Here is a 13,003-nt window from a genome sequence, read left to right as displayed (position 1 = left end):
CTTTATTCTAGGCAATAAACCAATGATTATCTTTGTTAATTATATAGAATTCCAATAAAAAGAAAAGCAGACTAAACTTCAGGACGCTCTAAACCAGCTTCTGCATCAACCAGAACTTTTGCTTGGTTTAACTTGATTTTAACAATTTTAGTGATTCCCTTTTGTTCCATAGTCACACCATACAAGACATCACAATTTTCCATTGTTCCTTCTCGATGGGTCACCACAATAAACTGAGTATCATCAGTAAAATTCTTAATATACTTAGCAAAACGCTCGACATTAGCTGGATCTAAAGGAGCTTCAGCTTCATCTAAAATTACTAAGGGAAGTGGACGAACCTTTAAGATTGAAAACAAAACACTTAAGGCAACCAAAGATTTTTCCCCACCAGAAAGCAAGTTAATGTTGGTAATCTTTTTGCCTGGAGGATTAACTTTAATATCAATTCCTGTATTTAATAAGTCGTCTGGATCAGTATAAACTAAAGCAGCACTGCCTCCACCAAATAATTTTGCAAACGATTGGGGCAAGGCTGCATTAACTTCATCAACGACTGCTTTGAATTGTTTGACCATGCTTTCATCCATGTCTTGAATAATTTTATTCAAGTTATTAACAGAGCTTTGCACGTCTTTTCGTTCTCGATCAAAAGTTTCAAAACGTTCTTTCTCTTGTTCATATTCTTGGATCGAATCTAAATTAACGTTTCCTAATCCAGTCAAATCAGCAGTTAATTGCTTAATTTGACTACGAACAGCATCTTCATCTTCAATTGAAACTACCACATAATCTGGAGCTAAAATTGCTTCAGGAGTTAAGTTGTACTTGTCTAACAAACGCTCAGTATAACCTTGAATTCGTTCACTTAACTTCCCTTCTTCAACCCGTCAAACTGCAGTTGAATCTTTTAGTTGGGTTAACTCCTGGCGTTTTTCTTGGTTTAAATCACTTAAAGAAGCCTGACGAGCAGCATACTTAGTTCGTGCTTCAATAATTTGGTTAACCATTTGTTGCTTTTCTACCAATTGGTTTTGCATCTTACTAATTTCACGAGCAATTTTCAAAGATTCACTCTCACCACTCTCTTCACGAATACCTCCTTCAATGTTGGTTTTAGTAATCAAACGATAATCATCATTTAAAGACTGCAACTTGCTGTTTAAATCACGTTTTGTTGCTAAACATGATCTTATTGATACTTCGAGTTCGTTAATGTTTTCTCGGACTTTGTCTCGAGCTTGGCGATATTCATTCAGAGTTTTAGTTTCAACTTCTTCAGTTTGATTTAACTCTTCGACCTGTTTTTTTAACTCTTCAAGGTTATTAACTGTCTGTCTAGTAAAGATATTATTATTCCGTCCCTTACCACCTTGAACTGCTCCCTTGGGCATAATGCGACGACCATCTAAACTGACGATGTTATAACGGTAATTAATTTGTCGACCCAAACTAAGAGCATGATCATAATCATCAACTACAATTACACTTCCCAAAGCATAATCTAAGGCTTTTTGATAACTTGACTGAATGTTAACAAGCTCGTTAGCAAACCCTAAGAATCCTGGAGCTTGCTCAATGACATTACGGTTAACCCCACTAATTGTGGTTGGAGCAAGAGTATCAAGGGGGAGAAATGTTGCTCTTCCTAAGCGGTTGGTGTCTAAAAATTCAAGGGCGTTTTTTGTTGCTTGACTTGATTCCATCACCACTGAAAACATATTTTGTGCAGAAACTACTGAAATTGCTTCTTGATATTGATTATCAACTTCAACTAAATCAATTAATTTTCCAATCACTCCCCCAATCCGACTCTTGTTTTGAATAATATAATCTTGAGCAGTTCGGTTAGTAGTTTGGTGGTTATTTTCATAACTAATTCTTGCTTCTAACTGGTTAACATTTTTCCGAATTTGGTCAATCTTTTTCACAATTGCATCAAATTGTTGGGTTAATAAATCGTTTTGTTCGCGTTCTTTGGTTATATCAGCATTTAACTGTTGACTTCGTCCTTCTTCTGTTTCCAAACGAACTTTATTTTCTTGATACTCTTTTTTTAAACGGGTTGCTTGCAAAACATCATCATTAACATTCGCATTTTTTTGACTTTCACGACTATCAGCCTGGGTCTTTTTTACTCGTAAATCAACTAAACGTTGGTTTAGTTGATTAATATCGTTTTGAAGACTAGCATTTTGTTGTTCATAATCGTTTAACTGGGTTGCAAGACTTTTAAATTCATCATCAGATCCATTAATTTCTTTAGTTAATTCAGAAATCTTTTGGTTAGTATCACTTAATAAACCATTAATTTCTTCAACTCGAGCAAAAAAGATTTGTAAATCTTTTTGAATAATTGCAATTTCAATTTCTGCTAATTCTTTAGACTTTTCTTGATAAATCTTTGCTTTTTTAGCAGCGCGCTCCAGCGAAGGGAGACGTTTACTAATTTCACTAACCAAGTCATTGAACCGGTTTAGATTCTCTTGAGCATGAATTAATTTATTTAAAGCTTCTTGTTTACGTTTTTTATACTTGGCTACCCCCGCAGCTTCGTTAAATAATTCCCGACGATCCTCGGGACGTGAAGAAGCAAAATTAGTAATCGTTCCTTGGGAAATAATTGCTAAAGATGACTTTGTTAGACCAGTTTCAAGTGCTAATTCTTGAACTTCACGTAATTTAACCTTTTCACCGTTGATAAAAAACTCACTTTCACGTTTCTTTTTGTCAAAAGTTCTGGTAATTTCAACCACATCAGCATCAAGGGTGCTAAAAGTGTTGCGTTCGTTACTAAAAGTCAAACTAACTTTGGCATTATTTAACGCAGCTTTGTTTACACTACCAGAAAAAACAATATCATCCATTGATTTTCCCCGTAACGACTTATTACTTTGTTCTCCTAATGCTCAACGAATTGCATCAGTGATGTTTGACTTTCCTGATCCATTTGGACCAACAACTCCAATCATTTCACTGGTAAAGTCTAGAGTGGTTGGGGTGGCAAATGATTTAAAACCATATGCATAGAGTGTTCTTAAAAATAACATCGATTATACCTCCTTGTGGTAATCAGTATTAATAATTGAATTAAAAACAATTAGTTCGTCTTTAATTTCTTATAATTACTCTCTTATTTTCTTCTCAGTTTCTCTAAACAATTTTTAGCCGCTTGTTGCTCAGCAGCTTGTTTAGAAAGACCCGTTCCCTCACCATAAACTTGTCCGTCCAACTTAACTTCGACTATATACTCAATACTATTATTTTCAACTGGGTGATGCGATTTAACAATATACTGCAAATCACTACGATTTTCTGCTTGAATTAATTCTTGAAGTTCGGATTTATAATCCTTGATTGATTCAAGATATTCACTTTGGGAAATATAGGTAATCAAAGTTTGTTTTAATCATTGTTTAATAACTTGATCAGCACTACCATTAGCTTCGTTATCTAAATAAATTGCTGCTGTGATTGATTCGAAAACATCAGCAAGAATTGAAGGTTTATCATTTCCTCCGCTTGCCATCTCACCATTACCCAAACGAATATAACGATTCAAACCAATCCTGCGCATCACTCCTGCTAATGTTTCTTCTCGGACAGCATTAGAACGCTCTTTAGTAAGCTTTCCTTCATCAACTCTGGGATTGTTCTTATAAAAGTAGAGCGACATATACTCTTGCAAGATTGCATCACCTAAAAATTCTAACCGCTGATACGTATAGTCTAATTTATTTTCATTAGCATAAGAATTATGGGTTAAAGCTTGATCATAATAACAGTGATCATTAATTTTAATTTGAAAAGTAGTTTCAAAATAGTCTTCAAACTTAGATGAATTAATTTTCTTGGTCATGATTTTGTTTATCCATTCCTTCAACTAAATTAACTAAAACTTCGTTTTTCACTGCTTGATAAGTCATCCGTAAAGTTGCTTCAAACGAACGCACATCACTTGAACCATGTGATTTAAAAACAATCCCATTAATTCCTAACAAAATTGCTCCTGCATGATTTTTATAGTCAAATTTTTTAGCTATCGCTTTAAAGGTAGGAATCATTCCAACAAGTGCCATTTTTCTAAAAATTGACTTCTTAACTTGGTTTTTAACTTCTCTAAAAATACTTTTTGCAGCCCCTTCAGCAGTTTTTAAGGCAATATTTCCTGAAAATCCGTCAGTGACTAAGACATCAACTTTTCCTACCAAAAGTTCGCGAGGTTCTAAATTACCATAGAAATTAATGCTTTTATCAGCACTTAAGAGTTTATATGCTTCTTTTTGCAACTCTTTTCCTTTACCCTCTTCTTCACCAATATTCATTAAACCAACCAAAGGTTTTTCAATTTTATTAACACTGCGAGAATAAACTGTTGCCATTTGTGCATATTGCAATAATTCTTCGGGACTATTTTCTAAATTAGCACCAGCATCCAATAATAACAAAACCTTGTTATCAACATTAGAAGGAATTGTAGGCATAAATCCCGAACGTTTAACCCCAGGAAGGTTACCAATAATAATTTGTGCTCCTGCAATAAAAGCAGCACTTGGTCCTCCTGTGAGCATCGCATCAACGCTATTATTTTTGACCGCTTCTAAAGCACGTACAATTGAAGCATCTTTTTTGCGACGAACGTCTAAAATTGATCCATGAACATCAATTACTTCATTGGTAGGAACAATTGAATAACGAACCGGGTCAACCTTGTATTTTTTCAAAGCAAAAAGATGCGCTTTAATTTCAGTTTCATCACCATAAAAAACTAGTTCTAAATCATCATGAGTCGATAAAAACTTCAATCCCGCTTCAAGCGCAACCTTTGAACCTTTATCTGAGCCCATGACATCAAAAGCAATTTTAATCATTTTTATTTTTCCTATCTATTAACGATACATTATAAAGAAACTAAAAGACGACGACATCTTTTAGTTGAATTTTATCTATTCAATTCCAATAATAAAGGTATAAATTTTTTGGCCACCATCAACAATTTCATATTCAATATTGTAATCTTCATCTAACATCTTGCGTAAATCATTGACATTGCTTGTATCAGCATCTTGACCTACAAAGATTGTTAAAATTTCAACTTTGTTAGTAATATATTTTGAAAGGCTTTTTTCAAAAACCGCACGAATTGAAGGTTGTGTTTCAATAATCTTATTATCAACAATCGCCATTTGTTGACCCTTTTTAACATCAACACCATCAGAAACTGAGTCTTTAGCAGCTTGGGCGATTGAGAAAGAAATGACATTCTTAACTGCTTTAGTTAAGTTTTTCACATTAGCAGAAGTGTTTCCACCTGGTTCAAAAGAAAGTGCTGAACTAACTCCTTGAGGAATCGTTTTGGTTGGAATTACTAGTACTTTTGACTTCTTTTCTTCTTTTTCAGCTTGGCGAGCTGCGAGAATAACATTAGAGTTGTTCGGAAGAATAAAAACATTTTTTGCATCAACATCGCGAATTGCTTTTAAGAAATCATTGGTCGAAGGATTCATTTTATCCCCCGCATTAATCGCTAAATCAATTCCTAGTTCTTTTTCAAAATAATCTTTTTGTTCTTCTGATTGCACCACAGCAATTGTTGCTGTTTGGTTAACTAAATTTCGCTCCTTCAATACTGTTGAAGATTCACTTCACCCTTTTTTAGCATTGGGATTACCACCCTTAACTTGATAATCTGATTGTAAGGTCATGTTTTCAACCTTAACAGTTCTAAAGTCTCCATACTGCTGTAAAAAGGTTAAAACTTGACCAGGATTTAAAGCGTGGGTATGGACCTTTAAAATATCATCATCAATAATCACAACCATTGAAGTATTACCATACAACTGTAACTGATCACGAATTGTGTTAACTTTTAGTTTATTGACATAATTTGAACTTAAATCAACAATTGTTTCTGTACAATAACCAAATTCAACGTCTTCTAAATCAATATCTAAGTTACCACCATCGTTGACCTCTAACTTTTGTAACTCTGCAACAATTTTGCTGTTTTGGACATAATAACTCATTCCTTCAAAGAATTTAACCAGACCATAACCACCAGAATCAACCACACCAACATCTTTTAATTGCTGCAACAAGTTAGGAGTATTATCTAAAGAGGTGTTGGCAAATTGGCAAATTTGAGTTCAAAACTCCTTGTCATCAAGATCATCTGCTAAACCATTGGCTTGTTCAGCAGTTTCACGAATAACTGTTAAAATGGTTCCTTCAACTGGTTTCATTACTGCTTGATAAGCAATTTCACTTGCTTTAATTAATCCTTGTTTTCATTCACCAGGATTTAATAAAGTAGCATCTTTCATCCCTACAGAAAAACCTTTAACAATTTGCGAAAAAATAACTCCTGAATTCCCACGAGCGCCCATGATTAACCCACGCGCAAAGACTGACAATTCTTCACCAATTGTTTGAAACTTTTTATCCTTAATATCTCTATAACCATTAGTTGCAGTTAAGTTCATATTTGTACCTGTATCACCATCAGGAACAGGAAAGACATTCAATTTATCAATATGCGGATAATTATTATGTAAATTATTTACACCGCTTAAAATCATTTCCTTCAAGTATTCAACTTTGTCCATTGTTTCCACCTTATTTTTTCTATTTACAGTCTTAATTATTGCTTAATATTAGTTGTTAGTAATGCCTTCTACTATCACATCAACTAAGTATTTATTTGTAAACTTGTTGCTTTTTTCCAATTCGTACTTAACTCTGATCTGAATTTCGTTAATTACATCTTTAATGTTTATTCCGCTGATTAAAATTACATGAATTTTGAATCTTGAGACTTCAGCGGTTAATAACTCAATTGATTTATCGATATCTAATGTCGCCAAATTGTCATTACCAACTGATGGAGTAGTAGTATTATGATAATCAGCAAAAGAAGCAACACCCGGAACCGTCACAACAGCATTCTTGATAATCTTTAAAATATTTTCATCAATATCAGTTATCATTTAATGAACCTCTTTTCCTTGATTTTAACATATTTTTAGAGAGTGTCTAAAACTATTATATTTATAAAAGTTTCATTGTGAAATATTTAATTTAAACTTTCTACAGAGCTTTTTTGATTTTTTAAAATAAGTATTAACGCTTTTTGGTTGCATATATACAGAAAATTATTTACAATAACCTATGTGTTTTAATATTTTTACGGGTTTAAATTTTTTTAAAATACAGATTAAGGGAGAGGTGAGTAATAATGGCAAGAAAAGATGCTTTAACAGGTAGAGGTCCGCTTTCTGGAAACAACAGATCTCATGCATTAAATGCTACAAAAAGAAAATGAAACTTAAACCTGCAAAAAGTTAAAGTAGTAGACGAAAAAGGAAACATTAAAACAGTTAAGGTTTCTACTCGTACTTTAAGAACTCTTAAAAAAACTGAAAAGTTAGTTTAATATTACAAGCGTAAAAATAAAGCATCTTAAGATGCTTTATTTTTTTTAACAGTCGTATTCATTTTAGCCTTAATTTCCATATCAACTCTATCTTGTTTTAAAGCAACCTTAAACTCTGTGCTTGGAGTTTCAAGTAAAACTGTTTCCACCTGACTATTTTGATTATAGTCAGGAATAAATTCCTTTAAATCCTTGCGAAGTGAAAATTCATGAATATTTTTAGTCAATTGCTTAGGATCATTAACTATCGTTTTATAACTTTCAATAATTTCATAAGTATTGGTAATTGTTGGAGTTTGTTCATAGATTAAAAACAAAAGATAAACTCCAAAACCTCAAATAATTTTTCGATTAGCTTCAATTGAAGCGTTGTTTAATTGATTAATAGTTTCTTTCTCTTGAACTCTTTGTAACTTTTGGTCTTGTTTGATTTTAAAAGTTTTTAATTCATCATCAGTAAAATCAAAATCAAAGTCTTCAATTTGTGGTTCTTTATCCTCAACATTAGTTTGTTTATGGTTGACAGGAAAAACATAACGATGGTTTTCTTGAACTTTGCGTGCCTTTTTAACCTTATTGATTTCATAAGTTTTTTTGATCGAAAAATAAGCAAAAACATTTAGTACTAATAAACTACCAATTTTACTAACGATATCCATTTTTGGATTATTTTTATTCAAAATAAATCAAATTAAATTAAAAACACAAACAATTGAAATCAACGCCAAGTAGTAATAACTATCATCTTTAGTACTATAAGAAACTACTCCAGCAATTACTGGGAAGAGAACAATTCAAAGAATTAAAAAAAAGTAGGAAAGTAATCGCATTTTAGAGCCTCATATCGAAATTATATTATAAAAATAGCTGGTTTTTCTATATAATAAGACTATGCCCTCTTGGCGGAATTGGCAGACGCATTAGACTCAAAATCTAACGAGGAAACTCGTACCGGTTCGACCCCGGTAGAGGGCACCATTGTATTTTATCCGGTTTCACGACCGGTTTTTTTGTTCCAAAATGGTAAAATGTATCTATAGCGAGGTCAGTGATTTAATGGATAAAAAATGATCAATTATTAAGAACGAAGACGATAACCTTTTATATGTAACTGAAGATGAAAACGGAATCTATTCAACTAAAGAGGCTGCTTTAGCTGATGCGCGTCAACAAGCAATCATGGATAAAACTTTTTTAAAAATAAACAATGAAGCAGAACCTGATACTTATGAAATCACCAACTATACTAGTGCCTTATCACAAGCAGAGTGAAATTCGAAGTTAAAATCAGAATTTAAAATTGCTAAAGCAGAATATATGATTTCTAGAACGAGAGAAAAAAGTATCAAACAAGCGATTCGTAAAGCTAGATTAGTTCGAGATTATGAGAAAGAAGCTAAATTAAAAATTCGACTTAACGAAACTATTTTGAAAAAAAGAAAAAACGAAATTAACTTAAAAGAAGCTAAAATTCGTTTAAAAGAATCTAACAAAATTAATAAAAGAAAAGCAAAAGCTTAAGTTTACTTGCTCATAATCACTACCAAAGGTTCACTGTTACTAATCTTTGGATTCTGATAAGCAATGAAAGCATTAGAAATGCATCGAGTAGAGAAAACGTCCAAAATTCCTTGGTAGGGATATGCTAAGTTTTCTAAGATAAGGTGATTGTTATTCTTTAAACTAAAGAAAGATAAGTAAGTCATTTCTTGAAAATTATTAAAGTTAATTTCCCTAGTACCGGCAGGGATTTTTTTTATCAGAGAATGTTCATTAAAAATTTCTACATCGTCATATTGATTCATAATATCAAGAATTGAAAGGTTCATATCATAACGTTTAGTTGGTTTAGATACAAATTTTATTGGTGCTTGAGGGAAAAGTTCTCTTGCTGTTTTGAGTGCTACCAAACCATCTAATCAATCCTTATCAAAACTTAGTTTAGTGAATTGCAAAGCATAATCCTTAATTAAGACCAATTCTTCTGGTAGAACCTGATCAAAATCACTAATTGCTAAATCAAGTTTAATTTTCTTTTCAATTAAGTCCAAACATCCCCGTTCAACACCGATAATAAAAAATTGTTCGTTATTATAACGATCAAAGTTGAGTTGGGTGGTGGTGGTAACAATTAGAACAACTTTTTTATTTTCCATAATTTATGAATGTTTCTACAAAGACTTTTTTTTGATTACTTTCAAAAAAGCTATTTCCTGCTACAAATTGGTTTGCTCCTGCTAAAAAAGCAAGCTTCCCAGTTTCTAAATTAATTCCTCCATCAACTTGAATATCATAATTCAGAGCTTTATCCTTCTTAAACGCATCTAAAAATCGAATCTTATCTAAAACCTCGGGCATAAAAGTCTGACCACCAAAACCTGGTTTTACACTCATGACCAAAACTCCATCCAAACGGTCCAGAAACGGAACGACCTCAACAATCTTTGTGGTCGGTGAAATTGCCAAAGTACAATTGACTCCATGAAAGTGGCATTCATCAATAAATTGATGAATATTACTTTTCTTTTTTAGCGATTCAATGTGCATTGTCATTGATTTTGGTTGACAAGCAAAATACTCTTTTAAATATTCTTGAAGATTAACAGTAATTTCTACCATGAAGTGAAGATCTAACTTTAATTGCGGAAACTCACTGACAATATCTTTTAAAATTTTGGGTCCAAAAGTTAAATTTGAAACAAAGTGTCGATCCATCACATCATAATGAATTCAATCAGTACCAGCTGCTAAACAACTTTCAATTTCAGTTTTTAAATTAATAAAATTCGCACTTAACAAACTGGGTGCAATTATAATTTCTGCCATGAACTTTCCTCTTTCTGTACTTCTTCTGCAATTTTGATATAGTCTTCATAAAAAAACAACGGAATATCCTGGGTTTCAACCTTTTTTTTAATCATACATCCCTTTTCACTTAAATGTAAACAATCATTAAACTTACACTCGCCTTGATATTTTTCAAAAATCCGAAAAGCAGAACGTAATTCTGCTAAACTAATTCCTTTTAAATCAAATGCAGAAAATCCTGGAGAATCGGCTAAAAAAATTACTTGATTAATAACATAAATTCGAATTTTGGTGGTTGTGTGTTTTCCACGATTTAAAGCTTTAGAAATAGAATTCGTTCTTTGTTGGTTCTCAAAACTTAAGAAATTATTCAATGTACTTGTTTTCCCTGCTCCTGTTTGTCCAACAAAAACTGAAAGTTTGTTTTCCATTATCTTTTCAATTTCACCCAAAACCTTTTTGTCTGGAGAATTATTATTTAAAAGAAAAGTGGTATAACCCATTTCTTGATAAGCTTTAACTTTTGTAAAAATTAAGTCATCATTTGTTAACAAATCTTTTTTAGTAAAAACTAATAAAGGTTCAATTTGGTATACTTCTAAAAAAGCAAGATACTTATCTAATAAAAAAGTATTGAGCGAAGGTTCTTTTAAAGCGTTCACGAGTAAAACATTGTCAATATTAGCGATTTTAGGACGAAATAAAGTATTTTTTCGAGGAAAAATTTTGGTAATATAACCACTTTGATCATTTAAGTGTTCAAACATTACCAAATCCCCAACATAAAAAGTTTTGGTCAGCTTTTTTAAATTCCCTTTGGCATAACACGAAATGATTTCTTGACGATCAAAAGCAAAAACCTCACTTTGATCACTATCAATATCTAAAATCATTCCTTTTTCTTTTTTTATCATTTTGCTTTCCTAAACTAAGTTAATTACTAATGCAAAACCAAAAACAATTACCAACAAGATTAAAATCATCATCACTAATCATTTTCAGTTAAAGATTTTTAAAAACCGATTAAACTTGCTAACATAAGTTACTAATGGTTTTTCAATATTTTTAGGACGAGTATTGTAATCTTCAAAAGGTTTAAAATTATTGTTATCAATTTGGTCAAAATCATCCATCAATTCATTTAAAGTTTGATAACGTTTATGATAATCTTTCGCCATCGCCCTTAAGATTACGTTTTCTAAAGCACGATTAATTTCAGGATTATAAACTGAAGGTTTAACTAAATCCATCCATAAGTTTAAATCACGCGTTGCAATTTCCTTCTTATGGGTTTGTTCAGGATAATCAATTACATCAAAATTTTCAAAAGGAATCATTCCTGTTGAATAAGCATAAAGCATCACTCCAATTGCATAAATATCGATATAGTAGGGTTGGTTAATGTTTTTATCATAATTGTTTTCTAAAAAGAGTTCAGGAGCCATGTACTTTGGTGTTCCGCTAGCTTCAATCAAAGTATTTTTTTCAGTTTGTAAAACTTGGCTAATCCCAAAATCAGCGATGAAAGGATCTCACTTTGCGTTCAATAAAATATTCTGCGGCTTAAGGTCTTTATGAATCATTTTGGTCACTTGATTATCATGAATCCCCTTTAACCCCAGCAAAATTCGTTTGAAATAATATTCTAATTCGTTATTAGAAAAAAGCAAATAGGTGTTAGTAGAAGCGATATTTTGAATCGTTTTATTTGGATAAAATTCTAAAACCATATAAGGATAATTTTCATTTTCAAAAGTAAAGATTCCAAAGTCATCAATCGGAGTAACATAATGTTCAAAATTTAGCGAAGACAAAATTCCTGCTTCTTTTTTAAACGCAACATCAACATTTTTAGCTGTTGTTAAAATTTTTAAAGCTTTAAAGGCATTATTGGTGAGGTCAAGAACTTTATAAACTAAACTAGTAGCCCCCTTGCCTTCTTTGCTAATGATTTTGTACCGACTATCAATTACTTGATTAATTTTTAATTCCATTTTGTTCACCACTAACTTCTAAAATAATTAAAGATAAATTATCAGCCGAAGCTCCAGTCAAGGCCAAATTAATTAAATTTTTTCCCTTCTGTGCTAAAGCATCATTACTCGCCAAAACGTTTTTAATTACTTCAGGATTGATATAATCATGAACTCCATCACTAGTTAAAAGAAAAGAACCACGAATTTTTTTTAAGTGCTTAACATCAACTTGAATATTTTTTTCTGGCCCCAAAGCACTGGTTAAAATTTTTCAATAGTGACGAGGATTAAACCGTTGATCATCTTCATAAAGATGGTTAATCTTTCTTCGTTCAGAAGCTCTTGTTTGATTATACAAATTTTGATCAATTGTTAACTGTTTTAATTTGTCATGGTAGAACTGATAAATTCTTGAATCACCAACATTAACAGTAAAACCATTTTTTCCATCAACAATTAAAAGTGCTGATAAAGTGGTCCCCATCGCCAATTTTTGTTGATCATCGTTGGCGATTATCTCCATTTTTACCCGAATTTTCAGTACCACAACTTCTAATCATTGTCTGATTTCGTATCTTTTAAAATTAGCAAAGTTTGTCGTTTTAAATAAAGCTAAAAACTCATTTAAACCAATTTCTGCTGCCAAATCACCGTGAGGATGACCTCCCATCCCATCACAAACAATCGCTAAAAACTGACCATACTTATTGAATGCATAATCAACTCGATCCTGATTTTGCGTTCTAAAATCACCTTTTTCAGAAATTTTGCTTACTTCGAATTTCAC

At 32.0% G+C, this 13,003-nt stretch carries 13 protein-coding genes and 1 tRNA gene; 3 read left to right on the top strand and 11 right to left on the bottom strand.

Annotated features, from left to right (window positions below; translation table 4 throughout):
* Positions 1-71 precede the first annotated feature (71 nt).
* The 5 genes from LD125_RS00960 to LD125_RS00940 all read right to left on the bottom strand — a co-directional run bounded on the left by LD125_RS00960 (position 72) and on the right by LD125_RS00940 (position 6,986).
* Positions 72-3,050, bottom strand: coding sequence for an SMC hinge domain-related protein (locus tag LD125_RS00960; RefSeq protein WP_250137574.1), 2,979 nt, complete (start codon positions 3,048-3,050; stop codon positions 72-74).
* A gap of 83 nt (positions 3,051-3,133) precedes the next feature.
* A complete protein-coding gene (gene rnc / locus LD125_RS00955; protein ID WP_250137575.1) occupies positions 3,134-3,859 on the bottom strand; it encodes a ribonuclease III in 726 nt (241 codons plus the stop codon).
* Positions 3,843-4,871, bottom strand: a complete 1,029-nt coding sequence (plsX, locus tag LD125_RS00950) for a phosphate acyltransferase PlsX (protein ID WP_250137576.1) — start codon at positions 4,869-4,871, stop codon at positions 3,843-3,845. The genes rnc and plsX overlap by 17 nt, the downstream gene beginning before the upstream one ends.
* A gap of 75 nt (positions 4,872-4,946) precedes the next feature.
* A complete protein-coding gene (gene fakA / locus LD125_RS00945) occupies positions 4,947-6,605 on the bottom strand; it encodes a fatty acid kinase ATP-binding subunit FakA (RefSeq protein WP_250137577.1) in 1,659 nt (552 codons plus the stop codon).
* A gap of 48 nt (positions 6,606-6,653) precedes the next feature.
* Positions 6,654-6,986, bottom strand: a complete 333-nt coding sequence (locus tag LD125_RS00940; protein WP_250137578.1) for a hypothetical protein — start codon at positions 6,984-6,986, stop codon at positions 6,654-6,656.
* A 248-nt stretch (positions 6,987-7,234) separates the two neighbouring features.
* On the opposite strand from LD125_RS00940, the gene rpmB reads away from it, so the two are divergent.
* Entirely contained in the window at positions 7,235-7,432 is a 198-nt protein-coding gene (rpmB, locus tag LD125_RS00935; protein ID WP_250136843.1) for a 50S ribosomal protein L28, read from the top strand.
* Positions 7,433-7,458: 26 nt separating this feature from the next.
* Here the strand turns inward: rpmB and LD125_RS00930 are convergent, their stop codons facing one another.
* Positions 7,459-8,262, bottom strand: a complete 804-nt coding sequence (locus LD125_RS00930) for a hypothetical protein (RefSeq protein WP_250136844.1) — start codon at positions 8,260-8,262, stop codon at positions 7,459-7,461.
* A 63-nt stretch (positions 8,263-8,325) separates the two neighbouring features.
* Here LD125_RS00930 and LD125_RS00925 point away from each other — a divergent pair.
* Together LD125_RS00925 and LD125_RS00920 are read left to right on the top strand one after the other, a co-directional pair.
* Positions 8,326-8,410: transfer RNA gene (locus tag LD125_RS00925), tRNA-Leu, on the top strand.
* A 78-nt stretch (positions 8,411-8,488) separates the two neighbouring features.
* Positions 8,489-8,953 carry a hypothetical protein gene (locus LD125_RS00920; protein WP_250137250.1) on the top strand — a complete coding sequence of 155 codons (465 nt, stop codon included), beginning with the start codon at positions 8,489-8,491 and terminating at the stop codon, positions 8,951-8,953.
* A 2-nt stretch (positions 8,954-8,955) separates the two neighbouring features.
* Here LD125_RS00920 and LD125_RS00915 read toward each other — a convergent pair whose 3' ends face one another.
* Genes LD125_RS00915 through LD125_RS00895 form a run of 5 tightly spaced genes read right to left on the bottom strand, consistent with a single transcriptional unit; the run spans position 8,956 to position 13,003 of the window.
* Positions 8,956-9,588: a motility associated factor glycosyltransferase family protein gene (locus LD125_RS00915; RefSeq protein WP_250137251.1), complete on the bottom strand. Its 633-nt coding sequence runs from the start codon at positions 9,586-9,588 to the stop codon at positions 8,956-8,958.
* Positions 9,578-10,258: a ribulose-phosphate 3-epimerase gene (locus tag LD125_RS00910; protein ID WP_250137579.1), complete on the bottom strand. Its 681-nt coding sequence runs from the start codon at positions 10,256-10,258 to the stop codon at positions 9,578-9,580. The genes LD125_RS00915 and LD125_RS00910 overlap by 11 nt, the downstream gene beginning before the upstream one ends.
* Positions 10,243-11,154: a ribosome small subunit-dependent GTPase A gene (gene rsgA / locus LD125_RS00905; protein ID WP_250137253.1), complete on the bottom strand. Its 912-nt coding sequence runs from the start codon at positions 11,152-11,154 to the stop codon at positions 10,243-10,245. Before rsgA ends, LD125_RS00910 begins: the two co-directional genes overlap by 16 nt.
* Positions 11,155-11,163: 9 nt before the next feature.
* Positions 11,164-12,234, bottom strand: a complete 1,071-nt coding sequence (locus LD125_RS00900) for a serine/threonine-protein kinase (RefSeq protein ID WP_250136849.1) — start codon at positions 12,232-12,234, stop codon at positions 11,164-11,166.
* Positions 12,218-13,003, bottom strand: coding sequence for a PP2C family protein-serine/threonine phosphatase (locus tag LD125_RS00895; protein ID WP_250136850.1), 786 nt, complete (start codon positions 13,001-13,003; stop codon positions 12,218-12,220). Before LD125_RS00895 ends, LD125_RS00900 begins: the two co-directional genes overlap by 17 nt.

Origin of the sequence: Mesoplasma sp. JKS002658 (genome assembly GCF_023566355.1) — a bacterium.
GTDB lineage: Bacteria > Bacillota_I > Bacilli_A > Mycoplasmatales > Mycoplasmataceae > Edwardiiplasma > Edwardiiplasma whartonense.
This window is presented reverse-complemented; position numbering and strand designations above follow the sequence as displayed.